The 19,358-nt window shown below is 61.5% G+C and carries 15 protein-coding genes and 1 other RNA gene; 11 read left to right on the top strand and 5 right to left on the bottom strand.

Going from position 1 to position 19,358, the window contains the following annotated elements; all coding sequences use genetic code 11:
- The first annotated feature begins 34 nt into the window (after positions 1-34).
- The 5 genes from cobN to TG4357_RS19100 all read left to right on the top strand — a co-directional run bounded on the left by cobN (position 35) and on the right by TG4357_RS19100 (position 7,590).
- The gene (gene cobN / locus TG4357_RS11485; protein ID WP_058263045.1) at positions 35-3,748 is read left to right on the top strand and encodes a cobaltochelatase subunit CobN; all 3,714 of its coding nucleotides are present in this window, start codon (positions 35-37) and stop codon (positions 3,746-3,748) included.
- A 148-nt stretch (positions 3,749-3,896) separates the two neighbouring features.
- Positions 3,897-5,111, top strand: a complete 1,215-nt coding sequence (locus tag TG4357_RS11480) for a TsoY family (seleno)protein (RefSeq protein ID WP_058263044.1) — start codon at positions 3,897-3,899, stop codon at positions 5,109-5,111.
- A gap of 112 nt (positions 5,112-5,223) precedes the next feature.
- Positions 5,224-5,832, top strand: coding sequence for a cob(I)yrinic acid a,c-diamide adenosyltransferase (cobO, locus tag TG4357_RS11475; RefSeq protein ID WP_058263043.1), 609 nt, complete (start codon positions 5,224-5,226; stop codon positions 5,830-5,832).
- A 106-nt stretch (positions 5,833-5,938) separates the two neighbouring features.
- Positions 5,939-6,706: a FadR/GntR family transcriptional regulator gene (locus TG4357_RS11470; RefSeq protein WP_058263042.1), complete on the top strand. Its 768-nt coding sequence runs from the start codon at positions 5,939-5,941 to the stop codon at positions 6,704-6,706.
- Positions 6,707-6,786: 80 nt separating this feature from the next.
- On the top strand, positions 6,787-7,590 hold the full coding sequence (locus TG4357_RS19100; protein ID WP_082644132.1) for a sulfotransferase family 2 domain-containing protein: 804 nt from the start codon (positions 6,787-6,789) through the stop codon (positions 7,588-7,590).
- Positions 7,591-7,753: 163 nt separating this feature from the next.
- Here TG4357_RS19100 and TG4357_RS11460 read toward each other — a convergent pair whose 3' ends face one another.
- Both TG4357_RS11460 and nudC read right to left on the bottom strand, forming a co-directional pair.
- On the bottom strand, positions 7,754-8,221 hold the full coding sequence (locus tag TG4357_RS11460; protein WP_058263040.1) for an SRPBCC family protein: 468 nt from the start codon (positions 8,219-8,221) through the stop codon (positions 7,754-7,756).
- A 51-nt stretch (positions 8,222-8,272) separates the two neighbouring features.
- Entirely contained in the window at positions 8,273-9,247 is a 975-nt protein-coding gene (gene nudC, locus TG4357_RS11455) for an NAD(+) diphosphatase (RefSeq protein WP_058263039.1), read from the bottom strand.
- A 215-nt stretch (positions 9,248-9,462) separates the two neighbouring features.
- Here nudC and TG4357_RS11450 point away from each other — a divergent pair, with 215 nt between their 5' ends.
- The 3 genes from TG4357_RS11450 to rsgA all read left to right on the top strand — a co-directional run bounded on the left by TG4357_RS11450 (position 9,463) and on the right by rsgA (position 12,781).
- Positions 9,463-11,376 (top strand): bifunctional 2',3'-cyclic-nucleotide 2'-phosphodiesterase/3'-nucleotidase, encoded by a 1,914-nt coding sequence (locus tag TG4357_RS11450; protein WP_074646823.1) that lies wholly within the window; start codon positions 9,463-9,465, stop codon positions 11,374-11,376.
- Between the two features lie 111 nt (positions 11,377-11,487).
- Positions 11,488-11,586, top strand: an RNA gene (gene ffs / locus TG4357_RS19095) — signal recognition particle sRNA small type.
- 121 nt (positions 11,587-11,707) lie between these two features.
- Positions 11,708-12,781 (top strand): ribosome small subunit-dependent GTPase A, encoded by a 1,074-nt coding sequence (gene rsgA / locus TG4357_RS11445; protein ID WP_058263134.1) that lies wholly within the window; start codon positions 11,708-11,710, stop codon positions 12,779-12,781.
- 27 nt (positions 12,782-12,808) lie between these two features.
- On the opposite strand, the gene TG4357_RS11440 is transcribed toward rsgA, so the two are convergent.
- Positions 12,809-13,303, bottom strand: a complete 495-nt coding sequence (locus TG4357_RS11440) for a protein-tyrosine phosphatase family protein (RefSeq protein WP_175473924.1) — start codon at positions 13,301-13,303, stop codon at positions 12,809-12,811.
- A 295-nt stretch (positions 13,304-13,598) separates the two neighbouring features.
- Between TG4357_RS11440 and TG4357_RS11435 the strand changes: the two genes are divergently transcribed.
- The 3 genes from TG4357_RS11435 to recR all read left to right on the top strand — a co-directional run bounded on the left by TG4357_RS11435 (position 13,599) and on the right by recR (position 16,508).
- Complete coding sequence (locus tag TG4357_RS11435) at positions 13,599-15,374, top strand: DNA polymerase III subunit gamma/tau (protein ID WP_058263036.1); 1,776 nt, start codon at positions 13,599-13,601, stop codon at positions 15,372-15,374.
- A gap of 69 nt (positions 15,375-15,443) precedes the next feature.
- Complete coding sequence (locus tag TG4357_RS11430; protein ID WP_058263035.1) at positions 15,444-15,788, top strand: YbaB/EbfC family nucleoid-associated protein; 345 nt, start codon at positions 15,444-15,446, stop codon at positions 15,786-15,788.
- 120 nt (positions 15,789-15,908) lie between these two features.
- On the top strand, positions 15,909-16,508 hold the full coding sequence (gene recR, locus TG4357_RS11425; protein WP_058263034.1) for a recombination mediator RecR: 600 nt from the start codon (positions 15,909-15,911) through the stop codon (positions 16,506-16,508).
- Positions 16,509-16,550: 42 nt separating this feature from the next.
- Here the strand turns inward: recR and TG4357_RS11420 are convergent, their stop codons facing one another.
- Together TG4357_RS11420 and TG4357_RS11415 are read right to left on the bottom strand one after the other, a co-directional pair.
- Positions 16,551-17,723, bottom strand: a complete 1,173-nt coding sequence (locus TG4357_RS11420; RefSeq protein ID WP_058263033.1) for a type III PLP-dependent enzyme — start codon at positions 17,721-17,723, stop codon at positions 16,551-16,553.
- Positions 17,724-18,059: 336 nt separating this feature from the next.
- Complete coding sequence (locus TG4357_RS11415) at positions 18,060-19,193, bottom strand: FAD-dependent oxidoreductase (protein ID WP_058263032.1); 1,134 nt, start codon at positions 19,191-19,193, stop codon at positions 18,060-18,062.
- Positions 19,194-19,358: the final 165 nt, after the last annotated feature.

The raw sequence follows: 19,358 nt of genomic DNA, 5'->3' as shown, positions 1-19,358 counted from the left end.
CAAAGCAATCCCAAACACAAGCTAGGGTCTGCTGATGCATCTGCTTGCCGCCACCCCCGGGTCAATTGACAACGGCAAGGCCCCGGTCGATCCGGGTCAGACCCCGGCCGATCTGGTGTTCATTTCCGCCGCCGACACCGAATTGGCGGCGCTGTCACAGGCGCGCGCCGAAATGGACAACCCGCCCTCGCTGCGGCTGACCAACCTGACCCATCTGCAACACCCGATGTCAGTCGATCTGCATCTGGACAATTGCGCCACCAGATCGCGCTTGGTGGTGGCCCGGATTCTGGGCGGCGCAGGGTATTGGAAATACGGATTCGAACAATACGCCGCCCGTTTGGCCGAAACCGGCGTCGCCTTTGCCGCCCTGCCCGGCGATGACAAACCCGATGCCGATCTGCGCGCCCTGTCGACCGTATCAGCGCAGGATTACGATGCGCTGTGGTCCTACATGGTCGAAGGTGGGCCGGAAAACAGCAGCAATTTCCTGTCCTATTGCCAATGGATGTTGGCCGGCCATCCTCAAAACGATGCCCCCGAAGCCGCCAAGCCGCTGCTGCGCGCCGGAGTCTACTGGCCCGGCGCGGGCGTGGCCGACCTCAATGTGGCACAATCGGACTGGACCAACGGCGCTCCGGTGGTGCCGGTGATCTTCTACCGCGCATTGGTGCAGGGTGCCGGGCTGAACCCGATCAACCGGCTGGTCAAAGCGCTGCTGCGCCAAGGGTTGAACCCGTTGCCCGTCTTCGTCGCCTCGCTGAAGGACCCGGTGTCGGTCGCCACGTTGGAAACTCTGTTCACCGCCGCGCCGCCCTCGGTGATCCTCAACGCCACCGCCTTCGCGGTCGGATCGCCCCATACCGGCGACACATCGGCGCAAAACCCGCTGACCATGCCAGCCGCTGCCGACGCGCCGGTGTTCCAGATCGTGCTGGCCGGCTCGACCGAAGAAAACTGGGCACAGGGCCTGACTGGTCTCTCAGCCCGCGACATCGCGATGAATGTCGCCCTGCCCGAAGTCGACGGCCGCGTGCTGGCCCGCGCGATCAGCTTCAAGGACGAAGCCTATTTCGACGACGCCACCGAATGCCCGATTGCCACCTACCGCGCTCAGGGCGACCGGATCGATTTCACCGCGCAGCTTGCCGCCAACTGGGCCCGGCTGCGCCACAAAGCCGCCAGCGACCGCAAAGTCGCGCTGGTGCTGGCCAACTACCCCAACAAGGACGGGCGATTGGCCAATGGTGTCGGGCTCGATACCCCTGCCGCCACCGTGCATCTGCTGACCCATATGGCCGAACAGGGCTACCGGGTCGTTAATCCGCCAGAAGACAGCGAAGCCCTGATGCAGACGATCCTCGCCGGGCCGACCAACGGGCTGATGGCGCGGACCGACAGGCGTGGCGGGGTCGATCTCAGTCTTGCCGACTACCAAATCGACTACGGTCAATTGCCTTGGGAACTGCGCGAAGCGGTCGAAACCCGTTGGGGCGCCCCTGAATCCGATCCGTTCTTCACCCCGGGCGAAGTCGATTGCGGCCGCTTCACCCTAGCGGTGCATCAATTCGGCAATGTGGTTGTCGGCATCCAACCGGCACGCGGCTATAATATCGACCCGACCGAAACCTACCATTCGCCCGATCTGGTGCCGCCGCATAACTATCTGGCGTTCTATTTCTGGCTACGGCACCAATTCCGGGCCGATGCCATCGCCCATATTGGCAAACACGGCAATCTGGAATGGTTGCCAGGCAAGGCGCTGGCGCTGTCGCAAACCTGCTGGCCCGAAGCCGTGTTCGGCCCGACCCCGCATCTCTATCCGTTCATCGTCAACGATCCCGGCGAAGGCACCCAGGCCAAGCGCCGCGCACAGGCGGTGATCCTCGATCATCTGACGCCGCCGCTGACCCGTGCCGAAACCTATGGTCCGCTGCGCGATCTCGAAGCGCTGGTCGATGAATATTACGAAGCCGCCGGCGTCGATCCGCGCCGGATCGCCCATCTGCGCCGTGAAATTCTCAGCCTGACCGCCGCCACCGGGCTGGATCAGGATGTCGGGATGCAGGGCGACGACGAAGACACCGATCTGGCCAAGCTCGACGCGTATCTATGCGAATTGAAAGAGGCGCAGATCCGTGACGGGCTGCATATCTTCGGCCAATCCCCGACCGGGGTGCAGGAACGCGATCTGACCATCGCGCTGACCCGGGTGCCGCGCGGCGATGGCACCGGTGCCGACGCGTCGCTGATCCGCGCTTTGGCGCAAGATCAGGCGCTTGGCTTCGATCCGCTCGATTGCGACATGTCCGCAGCCTGGACCGGGCCGAAACCGCCAGCTTTGCAGGATCTTACCCCCGATCCGTGGCGCAGCAACGGCGACACCGTCGAACGACTTGAACTTTTCGCCATACGCGCCGTCGAAAACGAAGCGACCCCGGCAGGACCGGCAAGCCGCGCCGTTTTGGCCCACATCACCGATACCGTCCGCCCCATCGTGACCCGATGCGGCCCGGCAGAAACTGCCGGCTTCCTCACCGCGCTGGACGGTCGCTTTGTCGCCCCCGGTTCGTCCGGGGCGCCAACGCGCGGGCGGCTGGACGTGCTGCCGACCGGGCGCAATTTCTTCAGCGTCGACAGCCGCGCCGTGCCCACCCCCACCGCTTGGGCTTTGGGTTGGAAATCCGCCAACCTGCTGATTGAAAAGCACCTGCAAACCCATGGCGATTGGCCGCGCACGCTGCTGCTGACCGCATGGGGTACCGCCAATATGCGCACCGGCGGCGATGACATCGCCCAGGCGCTGGCGCTGATGGGGGTGAAACCGAAATGGGACAGCGCCAATCGCCGTGTCACCGGATTCGACATCCTGCCCGCCGGCGTACTGGGCCGGCCGCGCGTCGATGTCACCCTGCGCATCTCGGGGTTTTTCCGCGACGCCTTCCCGCAGCTGATCGCGCTGGTCGACAGCGCCGCGCGCGCCGTGATGGCGCTGGACGAAGCCGAAGATCAAAACCCCGCCGCCGCCCGCGCCCGCGCTGGCGAAGGACAGGCGCGGGTGTTCGGATCGAAACCCGGCGCGTATGGCGCAGGGCTTCAGGCGCTGATCGACGAACGGATCTGGAACGACAAATCCGACCTTGCCGAAGCCTATCTCAACTGGGGCAGCTATGCGTATGGCGCCGGGGCAGAAGGCAACCACGACCGCGCCGGGTTCGAACAACGGCTGACCCAGACCGACGCCATCGTGCAAAATCAGGACAACCGCGAACATGACCTGCTCGACAGCGACGATTATTATCAATTCGAAGGCGGTGCCGCCGCAGCCGTCACCACCCTGCAAGGGCAAGACCGGCCGATCTATCACAACGACCACTCCCGCCCCGAACGCCCGGTTATCCGAACCTTGGACGAAGAAATCGGCCGGGTGCTGCGGTCCCGCGTGGTCAATCCGAAATGGATCAACGGGGTAAAACGCCACGGCTACAAGGGCGCGTTCGAAATCGCCGCGACGGTCGATTACCTGTTCGCCTTCGCCGCCACCACCGGCGCGGTGAAAAACCACCATTTCGATCTGGTCCATGCCGCGTTTGTGGAAGACGACGATACCCGCGATTTTATCGCCAGCCACAACGCCCCGGCGCTGCGCGAAATCGCCGAACGGCTGCAAGAAGCGATTGATCGCGGGATGTGGGTGCCGAAATCGAATTCCGCGCGGGCGGGGCTGGATAATCTGCTGACCGTCTGACCCGGACCGATCAAACCCCGGTGCCCCCCTTTTGGTTCACCGCCACGTGACGCCGCCACATTTCCTGGCCTCTGCGACAACCTATCCATTGTATTCCGCTTTTGGAATGTTATTAATATTCCAAACATAGAATATAAGGAGACTTGCAATGGCCTCGCACCTCAAACGTCCGGCGGACAATTATTCGCCCCTCTATTTCCTCGGCTCGCTTGGCGCGGGCGGTCTGACCGTTACCTTTTTCATGTATCTGATGTTCTGGGTGCCCCATACCGGTCGCCCGGTGCCGATCTTCGAAGACATCACCGCCGCTTTCGCAACCGGTGGGGCCGCGATGCAGGCCGCGATCGTGGTGGCGGTCTTAGGAATTACAGTATTCACCTTCCTCAACGTGAAATACCTTCTTTTGAACCTGTCGGCGCTGTCGGCCTTCAAGAAAACCGAAGCGTATCAGGGCCTGCGCAACTCCAACGGTGAAACCACCCTGCTGGCCGCGCCACTGGCCACCGCGATGACCGTGAACGCGATGTTCATCGTCGGTCTGGTCTTCGTGCCGGGCCTGTGGACCATCGTCGAAACCCTGTTCCCGATGGCGCTGATCGCCTTTGCCCTGATCGGGGTCTGGGCGCTGCGCATCATCGGCGATTTTCTGGGCCGCGTGCTGACCAAGGGCGGCGTGTTCGATGTCACCGCGCATAATTCCTTTGCCCAGCTATTGCCTGCCTTCGCGCTGGCGATGGTCGGTGTCGGTCTTGCCGCGCCTGCCGGGATGAGCAGCAACACCGTCACCGTGGGTGTCGCGCTGATCCTGTCGACCTTCTTCGGGTTCGCCGCGATCATCTATACCGTGGTTGCTGCCGTCACCGCATTCAACTCGATGCTGCATTACGGCACCGCGAAAGAAGCCGGCCCGACCCTGATGGTGATCGTTCCGATCATGACCGTTTTGGGCATCCTGTTCCTGCGTCAGGATCACGGTCTGCATGGCACCTTCGACGCCCATATTACCGCTGGCGAAACCATGATTTTCCTCGCCCGTCTGCTGACCGTTCAGGTGGTGTTCCTGCTGCTGGGTCTGCTGGTACTGCGTCGGCAGGGCTATTTCACCGACTTCGTGTTCGGATCGAAAACCTCGCCCGGGTCCTATGCCCTGATCTGCCCCGGTGTTGCGCTGTCGGTCATGCTGCAATTCTTCATCAACAAGGGCCTGACCGAAGCCGGACTGATCGACAAGTTCTCGCTCGCCTATTGGGCCCTGACCGCCATCGCATTGATCGCACAAGCCCTGATGATCGCCCTGCTGCTACGCTTGAACCGCCAGCATTTCGGCAGACCCAAGGCGACCGTCGCCGTTCCTGCCGAATAATCTTCCTCCCTGCGGCAGGGTCCAGAAAGGGCGGTCCGTGATCGGGCCGCCCTTTCCTATTACGGTTAGGGTCTCTATCTGTGGTCACGACACCAAGACAGGGACTCCTGACATGAGCGCCGAAAACGACCGCCACGCCACCAAGATGGCCAAGAAAAAAGCCGCCCGTGATAAAATCATGGCCACCAAGACCGATGAAAAGGGCCTGATCATCGTCCATACCGGCAAGGGCAAAGGCAAAAGCTCGGCCGGCTTCGGGATGATTTTCCGCTGTATTGCCCATGACATGAAATGCGCCGTGGTGCAGTTCATCAAGGGCGGGATGAGCACCGGTGAACGCGACCTGATCCTGTCCAAATTCAATGACATCTGCGACTTCCACACGATGGGCGAAGGCTTCACTTGGGAAACCCAGGACCGCGACCGCGACGTGGAAATGGCGCAGGCAGCCTGGAACAAAGCCAAGGACCTGATCCGCGATCCGTCCAACAAGATGGTGCTGCTGGATGAAATCAACATCGCGCTGCGCTATGATTACATCGACATCAACGATGTGGTCAGCTTTCTGGTCGATGAAAAACCGCCGATGACCCATGTGGTTCTGACCGGCCGCAACGCCAAGGACGACTTGATCGAAATTGCCGATCTGGTCACCGAAATGGAACTGGTCAAGCACCCGTTCCGGTCCGGCATCAAGGCGCAGATCGGGGTGGAATACTGATCCCTTGCCCCGGCAGACACACAACGCTGCGGCACGCGAACCGCACCATGCTTGCACCCCGGACGGGCCGGTCATATAATTTTACCAATTCACCAATCGGGTCGCCATGCCGTTTCAAAAAGTCCAACCTGAAAAACTGTCCGACGCGGTCACCAAACAGATCGAACTGCTGATCCTGCGCGGGATTTTACGTCCCGGCGAACGGTTGCCGTCGGAACGCGAATTGTCCGAACGTCTTGGTGTGTCGCGCCCATCGCTGCGCGAAGCGATTTCGGATTTGCAGGACCGCGGCTTGCTCAGCACGCGCGCGGGGTCCGGCATTTATGTTGCCGAAGTTCTCGGCTCGGCCTTTTCCGACGCCTTGGTCAAACTGTTCGCCAGCCATCAAGAAGCGGTGTTCGACTACATCTCGTTTCGCCGCGACATGGAAGGGCTGGCCGCCGAACGCGCGGCGCGGCTGGGATCAGATACCGATCTTCAGGTAGTGCAAAGCATTTTCGATAAAATGCAAGCCGCTCATTCCAAACGTAATCCCGCCGGCGAAGCCCAGCTTGACGCCGATTTTCACCTCGCGATCATCGAAGCCAGCCACAATGTCATCATGCTGCACATGATGCGGTCGATGTACCAACTGCTGCGTGAAGGCGTGTTCTATAACCGTCAGATGATGTTCAAACAACGCACCACCCGCGACACCTTGCTGAACCAGCACCGCGCCATCAATACAGCCCTTCAGGCACGCGATGCCGAAGGCGCCCGCGCCGCCGTCGAGGCGCATCTGGATTACGTCCGCACCACCCTGTTCGACCTGAAGAAAAGCGAACGCAACGAACAGATCGCCAAGCAACGGTTCGACCACGAACAGGCGCGGTAGGACGATCCGGCCCCCGGACAGCAGGCTGTGCCGGCCAAAACCGCCACCCGGAGGGACTGAGCGAACTTTGGCAGCGGCCTATGGACTATCTGCGTTTGGCGTTTCACAACTTCTGCGATACGCGCCTGAAGCGGCGAAAACCCCCTGTGCCTTCCAATCGCGAACCACTTATGAAAGTATCTGAAGTAGAAAGAAACCGCGATACACCTATATTTAGTCGAGATCAGGATTTGCTGAGCATTTCACACAAATTACGGGCAATATTTCTCCATATCCCCAAGACTGCCGGGACGAGTATTAATCAGGTTCTTCAACAACTTGACAACGACTTAACGCCGATCTCGAGGCGGCCCCACGAACACATATCATATGTGAAATCGAAATTGCCGGAAGCCTTCGAGACATACACGAAGTTCGCAGTTGTTCGAAATCCGTGGGCGCGGGCGGTCTCCCTCTTTGCTTTCCGGCAAACAAGGCTCCAAGGTGCATCCGCAAATTGGCCCACGCATTGGCCAAACAAGCGCCTTGTTGAGACGATGTCGTTCAAAGACGTGGTTCATAGAAGCCAAGAACAAAGTCGGGATCTCATGGAAATTTGCCCGCCCAAGGACGTTGCAGAGACGGCCTGGCTCGAACCATCCTGTTCCGCTTGGATCAGTCTGGACGGCAAAATAGCTGTAGATCGTGTGCTTAAGCTCGAAACACTGGACACCGATTTTGCGGCCTTATGCGAAGATCTGGGCACTCCGCTTGTGCCTCTGCCGCGTACGAACCAAAGTGAGCACGCACATTATTCAACCTACTACGATGACGAAACGCGGGATATTGTTGCCCGACGTTATGCGTCGGATATCGAATCTTTCGGATATCGCTTTGAAGCGTGAACCCGCTCGGCGCTATTGATCAAACCGAATTTGACAACCTATATATGTTGACGACTGGCACAGCCGGACACCGTCCGATCCGGTCAGCGTAGGAACCAATGTTCGACACAAACTGAACAACGGCCACTTAGCCAATGGTCCCCAGCACCACAGATGGGCGCGTTCAGGCCGTCCGCTTGTAGCGGTCTTCCAGATCGGTGGCGAAATCGGCGACCCGCAGGTGGAATTTCGACTGGATCTTGTTACGGCCCAGCTTCAGCGACTGCAGCACCAGCCGCGCCGCCAGCGTCGTTGCGGACAATTCGATGGCCAGGGTCATGCGCGTCCGGGTCCGTGACAGCGCCACAAGTTCCAGCACCAACTGGCCTTCCAGCCCCTGGCCACCGCCGGTGAACAACATGCCGTTGGGCGGGTCGTATTCGCTCAGTGTCAGCCGGATATTGCGCAGCTTGCCGCGCATCATGAAACTCAGATCCCAGGCCACGCCCGGCCCGATCTCTTCCAGGTCGTCAACCCGCTGCACTTCGGCTCCGCGCCGCAACGCCGCGCGTTCGAAGCCTTCGAAATCGGTCAGCATCACGAAAACCTGCTGGATCGGGGCGTCTATATCTTCTTTGCTTTCGAATTTCATGCTGCCCCTGCCTGCCTATTGTCCGTTTCTGTCTTGGCCATCATTTTTGTCTCATTCCAATCGATCCGCAAGCCAGTTCCGCAACAGGAACTCGGCGATCGCCCCCTTGCGCGCCGCTTTCAAAGTCGGGTGCTGACCGGAAAAGGACAACATGATCTCTTCGCGCGAAAACCATCGCGCATCTTCGATTTCCTTGGGGTCGATGGTCACGTCTTCGCTCAACCCTTCGCCCCTGCAACCGAACATCAACGATGCCGGGAACGCCCAGGGCTGGCTGGCCAGATATTCGACCGCCCCGACCCGGATGCCAGATTCTTCGAACACCTCGCGGCGCACCGCCGCTTCCAGCGTTTCACCCGGTTCCACGAACCCTGCCAGCAGCGAATACATGCCTTGCGGCCAACCGGGCGACCGCCCCAGCAGCACCGAATTGCCGCGGGTAATCAGCATGATCACCACCGGGTCGGTGCGCGGGAAATGCTGACTACCGCAGGCCGGGCAATTGCGCTGCCAGCCTGCCATTGCCACCGCGCTTTTCTGCCCGCATTTGGAACAGAACCGATGGGTTCGGTGCCAGTTCAACAATGCCCGCGCCGTCGCCGCCAACTCGGCATCGCGCGCGGTCAGCCGCGTCATGATCATCCGCAGCTCGGCAAAACTGTCGCTGTCCGGCAGGCCGGGATAATGCTGTTCGCTGGGGTCGAAAAAACTGTTCAGCGCCGCAGGGTCCAACGCCTCCGGCACCCAGCCGGAAATATCATGGGCAAACACCGGACCGCTGTCTTCACGGCCCAGGAAAATCGGCGGGGTCCGCGCCTCGGTCAGGATCGGATGATCCATTGGCAGCCGGGTCAGGTCGGTATTGCCCGCCGGCCCGCGCGAAATCAACGGCTTGCCGCGCCACAGAACCATCGTCGTCGCCCCCGGCGCCGCGGTGACCGCCGCCATCGCTTCGGCATCGCCGCGCAGTTCCGCCGCGCGATCCAATCCCGATCCCCCGAACGTCACGGTTTCGGCGTGTTTCATACCAACCCTCCAGATCCTGCGTGCCGCCGCATCCAATCTGTCGGCAGCCGTCTTTGCGCCATGTACTTACCGCGCCACTGCTGTATCTGGAAACCTGTTAAATCCCCCTGACCCGGGAAAATCGATTTCGTCACGATTGACTTACTCAAAACATGTCTTTAACAGATTGCATGCTACTTTAAGCTGTTGTTTTTTACTATTTCAGAGGGTACCCGGTGCAATTCAGTCGCCCCGTAAACAGGCTGGTTCTGAAGTCAGAAGAAACACATATTCGCATTCTGCAGACTTCGGATGTCCATATGCATCTGCTGGCCTATGACTATCTTTCAGCAACCCACACGCCACAGATCGGCCTGTCGCGCACCGCGACATTGATCAAATCCGCCCGTGCCGAGGTGCCGCAATCGCTGTTGTTCGATACCGGGGATTTTCTCCAAGGCAACGTGTTGGGTGATCAGGTCGCGCAGCATGACCAAAACGTTGCCAAGCTGCACCCAGCCATCGCGGCAATGAATGCGCTGAAATATGACGGCGCAACCTTGGGCAATCACGAATTCAGCTACGGGCTGGGGTTCCTGCTCGACTCGCTGATCAGCGCCCGCTTTCCTCTGGTCCTGGCAAATGTCGCCCGCACTCTGGGCCCCCGGCCCAGCGCTGACCAGACCTTGCTGCACCCGTACCGGATCTTGCAAAAAACCCTGCGATCCGGATCAGGTGCCAAACGTACGATCCGGGTTGGGGTAGTCGGCTTTGTGCCGCCGCAGACGGCGGTGTGGGACCGCCACGCCGTCCAAGGTCAGCTGCATTTCCGCGACATCGTGGAAACCGCGCGCGACTATCTCCCTCGGATGAAAGCAGACGGCGCCGATCTGATCGTCGCCCTGGCTCATTCCGGCATTGCCGCGCCCGATGATCCGCAGGTGCGGGAAAACGCCGTTTTGCCCCTGTCGAACCTCGATGGGATCGACGTGATCCTGTGCGGCCATCAGCACCGGTTGTTTCCCGACCCGGCTTTCGCAGACCTTCCCGGCGTGGATATCGGCAACGGCACAATCAACGGCAAACCAACGATGATGCCCGGATTCTGGGGCAGCCATCTTGGCGTCATGGATCTGGTCCTTGGCCCGGATGACACCGGCGGATGGAAAATCCGCCACCACCACACGGATCTGCGCCCGATTTACAACGGCGTCCCCCAAAGCGGGATCAACGAAACCATCGCCGAAGCGCCCGAAATCGTCGCCGCCGTGCGCCACCATCATCAGTCGACGCTGAACCATATCGAAAAACCCGTCGGGACAACCCGACAGCCGTTGAACACATTCTTTGCCCTGGTCGCCGATGATGCCTCGCTCCAACTCGTGGCGCGTGCCCAGGCCGATTATGTCGGTCGCAAACTGCACGCAACCCCCGACGCCGCTTTGCCGCTATTGTCTGCGGTTTCACCGTACAAGGCCGGAGGGCAGGCCGGGGCCGGTAATTTCACCGATATCGGGACCGGGCCGTTGACCCTGCGCAGCCTGGCCGACCTCTATCCCTTTCCAAATGAAATCTGCGCCGTACGGCTGACCGGGCGCGACATCGTCGAATGGCTGGAACGGTGCGCCGCCCTGTTTCACCGGATTTTACACGGACTGCGCCAACAGGCCCTGCACAACCCGGTTTTCCCCAGCTACAGCTTCGATCACATCGTCGGTCTGGAATATCGAATCGACCCGTCTCAACCGCCGCGCTATACGCCGGACGGAAAATTCGTGTCCTCTGAGAATCGCCGGATCTCCGCGATCACGTGGCGCGCCCGGCCGATTGATCCTGGTCAGGAATTCATCGTCGCCACCAACAGCTTTCGCGCCAGTGGCGGCGGCGGCTTCGCCCCGGTCCCGCCGGAAAAAATGGTGCTGGAAACCGGTGAACCCATTCGTGAAATCCTGGGCGACTACATCCGGCAACAGGGCACCGTCGCTGTCCGGCCGGAACCGGTCTGGCACTTCTGTCCGTTGATCGGCACAAGCGCACAATTCAAAACCTCGCTCAGCGCCATCGAACGATTGGCAACCGTCCCACGCCGCAACCTCAGCCTGGACAGCATCAGCGAGGATGGTTTCGCAACGATCAACATCGATTTCTAAACCGTCCGTCACAGCCCCGCGAACCGGCATCGGCCCGCCTCCGCTTTGCACAATATGATCTGGCCTGCACCCCGTCTTGCAATCGTCCTTCGCCCGGACTATATCACCGCTTGAGAGGTTGGCGCGGGCAGGCACCTCGCCAACCCGGTCAGATCCGGAAGGAAGCAGCCGTAACGAGCCCCGCTTGGGTCGTTGTCCAGCCTCTCACCTTTCTCCCAACAGCATCTAAATGCGGCGAATCGCGGTCAATATGATCACGCGCTCTTGCCGCGCCGATGAAAAGCGGCATTCTTGCCCGAAAGACACCTTAACACAGCAAATCGGAGCCCGCGTGACGAATCCCACGCTGAAAGATCTCGGATGGTCGCCCTTTTTCGCCACCCAACCGGACGCGTCGGGCGGCACCGACGGCGTGCCGATGCGCATTGCCTCGGTGCAACGCAACAAGGCCACCGGCCTGTCCGAACAGGGCGACCAGCGGCTGATCTATCCCCCCGGTCTCAGCGCCGGCGACGTCGCGGTGGGCGATTGGGTCATGGTCGATCCCGACACCCATGTCATCCGCACGATTCTCGATCGCAGCTCGAAACTCAGCCGCCGCGCTGCCGGGATCGAAGCCAAATCGCAACTGCTGGCGGCCAATATCGACACGCTGTTCATCACCACGTCCTGCAACGAAGATTTCAACCCGGCACGGATCGAACGCTATGTGGTGCTGGCGCTGGATGCGGGCGTTTCGCCGGTTCTGGTCCTGACCAAGGCAGACAAGGCCGAAGACACCCAAAGCTACCTGCAACAGGCGCAAGAAATTTCCAATAAATTCGAAGCAATCCTGATCATTAACGCCAAGGACCCGGACCAATCGGATCGTCTGCGCCATTGGTGCGGCCCAGGCCGCACCGTGGCCTTTGTCGGCTCTTCGGGGGTTGGCAAATCGACCCTGATCAACGCTTTGACCGGGTCCGAACAATCGACCGCCGACATCCGTGAAGACGATGCCAAGGGCCGCCACACCACCACCGCCCGGTCGCTGCATTTTGCCACCGGCGGCGGCATGGTGATCGATATGCCGGGGATGCGCGAACTGGGTCTGCACGACGTCGCGGGCGGCATCGACGTCTTGTTCGACGACATCACCGAACTGGCGACCCAATGCAAATTCCGCGATTGCGCCCATATCAGCGAACCGGGCTGCGCCGTGCTGGCCGCGATCAAGGCCGGTACGCTCGATGAAGCTCGGGTCGAGCGGTGGCGTAAATTGCGCGCCGAGGATCAGCTGAATTCAGAAACCATGGGCCAAACCCGCCGCCGCGCCCGCGAAATCACCCGCCAGCACAAAGCGGTGCAGGCGGCCCAAGGCCGCTTCAAGGGCAAACCGGGCGGTAAGAACAAAAGCGGCAAATAGCGCCATGACCAACGGCCCGGGACCGGCTTAGCCCGCCGAAACCGGGGCAAGCGCCCAATCCATCTGCGCTTCGGTTTCCACCGCACAGGGCCGCGCCGCGCGCAACCGCGCCAACGCCGCTTCGCCCTCCTCGCCGGCCTCGACCATCAGCCGCAGCGCCACCATGCCGGACCGGCCACAACCGCCGCGGCACTGAACCACTACCCGTCCGCCCCCTTTCAGCGCGGTCAGGGCGGTATGGCTGACCTCCGGCCACTGCGCTGTGAAATCCGGGTCCGGCACCCCGAAATCCGGCACCGGCATATGCACCCAGCGGCAACCGGATTCGATCATGTCAGGGCCCAGATGCGCGGCGCCTTCGCTCACCATTTCCGCTTCGGTCGTCAGGGAAATCATCAATGATGGCGTCCATTCCCTCAGATGTTCGATATCTTCGTCATAGCTGCCCCCCCGCCCCGGCAACGGACAAATCGCAAGAATACCGTCACTCACCGTCAGCGCATGCAGCACCAGTTCGGACATGCCCAGCCCCTCCCCCCGGGAAACCATCGGAAATTGCCCCCCCGGCCCTTTCCACAGCCGCAGCTTAGCCGCACAATCCGCGCCTGCACATGAAAAACACAAACCCGCCACCGGCCAGCACCGGCTGCCGTTTCATCTTGGCCCAAATACTCCGGGGTGAATGCGCGCGACACGCGCGCAGAGGGGCAGCGCCCCTGTTCCGCCCCGGCCTCCCCCGATCTTGCCCCACCTATCCGGTAGACGGGCACCGCCCCAACGCTTACCTTGTCCGCATATCCGAATCCGAAGGCAGATCATGACCGACACCCCTCCCCCCGGCTACCAGGTTCTGGCACGCAAATACCGCCCCGAAACCTTCGCCGATCTGGTCGGGCAGGATGCGATGGTGCGCACATTGCGCAACGCGTTCGAAGCCGATCGCATTGCCCAAGCCTTCATCATGACCGGTATCCGCGGCACCGGCAAAACCACCACCGCGCGGATCATCGCCAAGGGGATGAACTGTATCGGCCCCGATGGCACCGGCGGCCCCACCATCGAACCTTGCGGCCAATGCGAACATTGCCGCGCCATCATGGAAGGCCGCCATGTCGATGTGATGGAAATGGATGCGGCCTCGCGCACTGGGGTCGGCGACATCCGTGAAATCATCGACAGCGTACATTACCGCGCCGCCTCGGCCCGCTACAAGATCTACATCATCGACGAAGTTCACATGCTCTCGACCAGCGCTTTCAACGCGCTGCTCAAAACGCTGGAAGAACCGCCCGCCCATGTGAAATTCATCTTCGCTACCACTGAAATCCGCAAAGTCCCGGTCACGGTGCTGTCGCGGTGTCAGCGCTTCGACCTGCGCCGGATCGAACCCGAAGTGATGATCACCATGCTGCGCCGCATCGCCGATGCCGAAGCGGCCCATATCACCGATGACGCGCTGGCGCTGATCACCCGCGCCGCCGAAGGTTCGGCGCGGGATGCCCAATCGCTGCTTGATCAGGCGATCAGCCACGGCGCCGGCGAAACCAGCGCCGATCAGGTCCGCGCCATGCTCGGGCTGGCCGATCGTGGCCGGGTGCTGGACCTTTACGATCTGATCATGAAGGGCGACGCCGCCGGTGCGCTGGCCGAAATCGGTGGCCAATATGCCGATGGTGCCGACCCGATGGCGGTGCTGCGCGATCTGGCCGAAATCACCCATTGGATTTCGGTGGTGAAAATCACCCCCGAAGCGGTGGACGATCCCACCGTCAGCCCCGATGAACGCGCCCGTGGTCAGGCGATGGCCCAGGCCCTGCCGATGCGGTCGATGACCCGGATGTGGCAAATGCTGCTCAAGGCGCTGGACGAAGTCGCAAGCGCCCCGAACGCGATGATGGCCGCCGAAATGGCGATCATCCGGCTGACCCATGTCGCCGACCTGCCCAGCCCGGAAGAATTGCTCAACAGGTTGCAAAACACTCCGCAACCGCAGCCCCCGGCGGGCGGTCCCGGTGGCGGGCAACCGATGCACGGCATGGCTACACCTGCACCGGTCGGGGCCACCTCGGCCTATGCCCCGACCCCGGCCAGCGGCGCAGGCAGACCACAACAGGGCGGCCCGCAGGCGGCACTGGCCCAGGATGCCGACCAGGCGCTGGCCCGGTTCCCCACTTTCGACCACGTGGTCGAACTGATCCGCACGAACCGCGATATGCAATTGCTGGTCCATGTCGAAACCGGGCTGCGGCTGGCCGCCTATCAACCCGGCCGGATCGAATTCGTCCCCACTGACGACGCGCCGCGCGATCTGGCCCAAAGGCTGGGCACTGCGCTGCAACGCTGGACCGGCAACCGCTGGGCGCTTACCGTGGTCAACGAAGGCGGCGGCGAAACCATCGACGAAAAACGCAACGCCAAGGAAACCGCCCTGCGCGCCGAAGCCGAAGCCCATCCGATGGTCCTGGCCGTGCTCAATGCCTTTCCCAAGGCCAAGATCACCCAGATCCGAACGGCCCGCGACTTGCAGGCCAAAGCCCAGCAAGACGCGCTGCAGGAGGTCGAAGACGAATGGGATCCGTTCGAAGAAGACTGACCCGCCCCGCAACCGCCGAACGCGGCAACCCGCAATAGAACGAACACCAACAGAAACAGGAGTATCTCGATGCTGAAGGGTCTCGGAAGCCTTGGCGACATGGCTGGCATGATGAAAAAAGCCAAGGAAATGCAGGGTAAAATGGCCACCCTGCAAGAAGAAATGGCAAACCTGACCGTGACCGGCGAATCCGGGGCCGGTCTGGTCAAGGCAACCTGCACCATGAAAGGCGAAATGAAGGCGCTGGATATCGATCCCTCGATCTTCCACCCCGACGAAAAGGAAGTGGTCGAAGACCTGATCCTTGCCGCCATCAAGGATGCCCAACTCAAAGCCAGCGACCGGGCACAGGCGGAAATGACCAAGCTGAGCGAAGAAATGGGCCTGCCCAAGGACATGAAACTGCCGTTCTGATCCGTTTCATCGTTTCTCAAAATACGCCCGCCGGAGGCGTCCCCAAGCGCGACACAAGCGCCACGCCCCCGGCGGATCCCCCCCCTATCCAACGCCGCCAATCCACACTAGATTGCGGCCATGACCGATAAATCCACCCAAGACATCGATGCCCTCATCGCGATGATGGCCAAGCTGCCGGGCCTCGGGCCACGCTCGGCGCGGCGCGCTGTGCTGCAAATGATCCGCAAACGGGCGCTGCTTCTGACGCCGCTGGCCGACCTGATGCAATCGGTCGCCGCCACCGCGCGCGAATGCCTCAATTGCGGCAATATCGGCACCTCGGATATCTGCGCCATCTGCAGCAGCGACAAACGCGGCAACGGCATCCTGTGCGTGGTCGAAGACGTGGCCGATCTATGGGCGATGGAACGCGCTGGCGGCTTCAAGGGCCGCTATCACGTGCTCGGCGGCACCCTGTCGGCGCTCGATTCGATCGGCCCGGAACAATTGCGCATCCCCAAACTGATCGACCGGATCAACGCCGAAGACATCACCGAAGTGATCCTCGCGCTCAACGCCACCGTCGATGGCCAGACCACCGCGCATTACATCGCCGATCAACTGGAAAGCAGGGTCAGATTGACCTCGCTGGCGCAGGGCGTACCAATCGGCGGCGAACTGGATTACCTCGACGAAGGCACCATTACCGCCGCGCTCAACGCTCGAAAACAGATCTGACCGGACCCGGCAGGATACCCCACCGGACCCGGTCAGCAGATTTCAGATCACCACCACGTCAAGCGGCGGAAACCCGTTGAATCCGACCGAAGAATAGCTCGACGTATAGGCGCCGCAGCTGCGGATGATCACCTTGTCCCCGGCACGTAACCCGACCGGCAGCATCACCGGGCGGTTTTCATACAGCACATCCGCACTGTCGCAAGACGGCCCGGCCAGAATGCAGGGCCCGTGATCTTCGTGATCACGCTCGGTCGCGAATTGATAGCGGATCGCTTCATCCATGGTTTCGGCCAGACCGGAAAATTTGCCGATATCCAGATAAACCCAGCGATGCAGATCGTCTTCGGATTTCTTCGACACCAACATCACTTCGGCCGCGATCATCCCCGCCTCGGCCACCATGCCGCGCCCCGGTTCCGCCATCACCCGTTCTGCCCCGTCAAACCGCGCCTCGACCATTTCCATCACCCGCGCAGCATAGATCGTGGCCGGTTCAATCGCTTCGCCGTAAAACGCCGGGAACCCGCCGCCGATATTGATCAGCGACAGCGGATAACCCTTGGCCCGCGCCTGGGTCCAGACCGCCGCAACCTGATCCAGCGTATCGCGCCACATCTCGGCCTGACGGGTCTGGCTACCGACATGGAACGACAACCCGACCGGGGTCAGCCCCAGTTCCAGCGCCCGCGCCATCAACCCTTCAGCCATTTCCGGTGTGCAGCCGAATTTCCGGCTCAGCGGCCAATCGGCCCCGGTCGCACCGACCAGCAGACGGATATAAACCTGCGCCCCCGTTGCATGTTCGGCGATCTTTTCCAGCTCTTCTTCGGCATCGACGGCAAACAGGGTGATCCCGGCCTGATGCGCAAAGGCAATATCCGACGCCCGCTTAACCGTGTTGCCAAAGGAAATGCAGTCGGGATGCGCGCCAAGGCTCAGGCACAGTGCGATCTCGCCGCGCGACGCGGCGTCGAAATGCGATCCTTCGCTGACCAGAACTTCCAACACATCCCGCGCCGGGTTGGCTTTCACCGCGTAATGAATATCGGCGCGGCCCAGACCGGCTTTCAGCGCCCGGTATTGCTGCGCCACCATGTCCCGGTCCAGCACCAAAGTGGGCCGGTCGAACACGGTCGAACGGATGAAGGTTTCGATACGGTTCTGGGCGCATACGGCATCGCCGCACGCAAAGGGCGTTACATTAGCGTTCATGGTCATCTCCAATAGACCCGGCCATATATGACCGCTCACTTCCAAGGGAGACGTTACCGTCGCTACGTAAACACGGGCCCTTTCGGGCCGGCCAGAGGCGCGTGCGTTGGCGTCTGATTGCGGCATCTAGGGCCATGTCCGGATTCGATCAAGCTCTTTTTTCACTCGCCAGAAAAGAATTTATCGCCCCGGATTTACGGGCGAATTTTGATCATAATCCCGCACAGAACCCCAAGCGGAAAACCGCAGACATGCCATTGTTTGCACTCAATAATTCACGGTCAAACCGCACTGATCAGCTCCGAATTTGTGGCCTTTTCGACCAATACGATCAAATCAACTCCGCGCCGCCCAATCCGGCAACGCGCGGCCCAAAGCAACCTCGGCCCCCAACCGCCCCAGCTCGTCACTGTTTTTCGCTGCCTTGCCACAGCCCGCCGTCGCCACCGAAACCCGCGCGTTCAGCCGCTCGATCAATGCCAGCCCGTCATCGCTGTAACTGGTCACACAGGCGGCGATCTTGCTCGACCCGGATCGCAGCCCCGGCATACGTGCCCGTATGGCATCTTCCAGCAAGGCCCCGACCTGCGGGTTTCCGCCCGACCGGAACCAATCGCGCATGTCCTGATCGGTGTTCAGCGCGACATCCCCCGGATCGCCGCCAATCTTCAGATACATCCGGCCATCGGGATAGCGGATCGGCGGCAACAGATACGGGTCTTCGCCCGCCGGTCCCAGCCAGATCAGCGGCGGCATCCCGGCCAGCCGCGCCTGTTCCTCGGCATCGACCTCCAGCAACAAAACGGTCCGGGCATAGACCCGCAGGTTGATCGACTCGCCCAGCAACGTCTTGCTGAACCCTCCGGCAGCCACCAGTACCTGATCCGCCGCAACCTCGCCTTGGGATGTCTGCACCGTGACCCCCGCCGCATCTTCACGCAGACCCGTCGCCACTGTGTCCAGAACCTGCGCTCCGGCGCGCTGCGCGGCGATCCCTTGCGCCCGCACCAAGGCGCGCGGGTTGATATGCCCGGCCCGGCGCGGCTCGAACAGCGCCAGCGTGTCGGCTCCAAAGCTGAAATAGCCAAAACGTGCGGCCAAATCCGTGCCGCGATACGCCTCGCACATGATCCCGTCCCGCGCCGCGCCCCGGTCAACCTCGGAAATCGGCTCGCTGCCCTCGGGTCCGGCCATGATCAACCCGGTCTCGTGGAAAAACCGCACCCCGCTGGCCGCCTCGATCTCGTCATAGCGCGCGATGCTGTCGCGGCTGGCCCGGCTCCAGAACGGCGACGGGTCCAGCGACCGGGTGATCCGGCCTTCGTCATAATGGCTGGCGAAAACCCCGTCATGGCGTTGCGGGTCTGCCGGTTCCGACGGGCCGATCAGGATGACCTCCTGCCCCTGCTTGGCCAGATGCCGCGCTGCCGCGCTTCCGATCATTCCCCGTCCGACAACCGCAATCCGCATGGCACACCTCTTTCAGCCTCTGCCGCCCACGCTTGCGCAAGCTGCGGGGGAAATAAACCCCTGCCGTTTCATCTTGCCCGAAATACTCAAACCACCCGACTTCCCGACCCTGAAAATGCAAAAAGCCCGGGCATCACAGCCCGGGCTCGCATCTTGTCTCAGCCG

Source organism: Thalassovita gelatinovora (genome assembly GCF_001458355.1).
GTDB classification, from domain to species: domain Bacteria; phylum Pseudomonadota; class Alphaproteobacteria; order Rhodobacterales; family Rhodobacteraceae; genus Thalassobius; species Thalassobius gelatinovorus.
The sequence above is the reverse complement of the archived record's forward strand: the minus strand, read 5'-3'. Positions and strand labels throughout refer to the sequence as shown.

Bases quoted from the DNA above. Each gene is read 5' to 3' on its own strand.
- cobN (WP_058263045.1), top strand. From the start codon at position 35: ATGCATCTGCTTGCCGCCACCCCCGGGTCAATTGACAACGGCAAGGCC.
- TG4357_RS11480 (WP_058263044.1), top strand. From the start codon at position 3,897: ATGGCCTCGCACCTCAAACGTCCGGCGGACAATTATTCGCCCCTCTAT.
- cobO (WP_058263043.1), top strand. From the start codon at position 5,224: ATGAGCGCCGAAAACGACCGCCACGCCACCAAGATGGCCAAGAAAAAA.
- TG4357_RS11470 (WP_058263042.1), top strand. From the start codon at position 5,939: ATGCCGTTTCAAAAAGTCCAACCTGAAAAACTGTCCGACGCGGTCACC.
- TG4357_RS19100 (WP_082644132.1), top strand. From the start codon at position 6,787: ATGGACTATCTGCGTTTGGCGTTTCACAACTTCTGCGATACGCGCCTG.
- TG4357_RS11460 (WP_058263040.1), bottom strand. From the start codon at position 8,221: ATGAAATTCGAAAGCAAAGAAGATATAGACGCCCCGATCCAGCAGGTT.
- nudC (WP_058263039.1), bottom strand. From the start codon at position 9,247: ATGAAACACGCCGAAACCGTGACGTTCGGGGGATCGGGATTGGATCGC.
- TG4357_RS11440 (WP_175473924.1), bottom strand. From the start codon at position 13,303: ATGTCCGAACTGGTGCTGCATGCGCTGACGGTGAGTGACGGTATTCTT.
- TG4357_RS11435 (WP_058263036.1), top strand. From the start codon at position 13,599: ATGACCGACACCCCTCCCCCCGGCTACCAGGTTCTGGCACGCAAATAC.
- TG4357_RS11430 (WP_058263035.1), top strand. From the start codon at position 15,444: ATGCTGAAGGGTCTCGGAAGCCTTGGCGACATGGCTGGCATGATGAAA.
- recR (WP_058263034.1), top strand. From the start codon at position 15,909: ATGACCGATAAATCCACCCAAGACATCGATGCCCTCATCGCGATGATG.
- TG4357_RS11420 (WP_058263033.1), bottom strand. From the start codon at position 17,723: ATGAACGCTAATGTAACGCCCTTTGCGTGCGGCGATGCCGTATGCGCC.
- TG4357_RS11415 (WP_058263032.1), bottom strand. From the start codon at position 19,193: ATGCGGATTGCGGTTGTCGGACGGGGAATGATCGGAAGCGCGGCAGCG.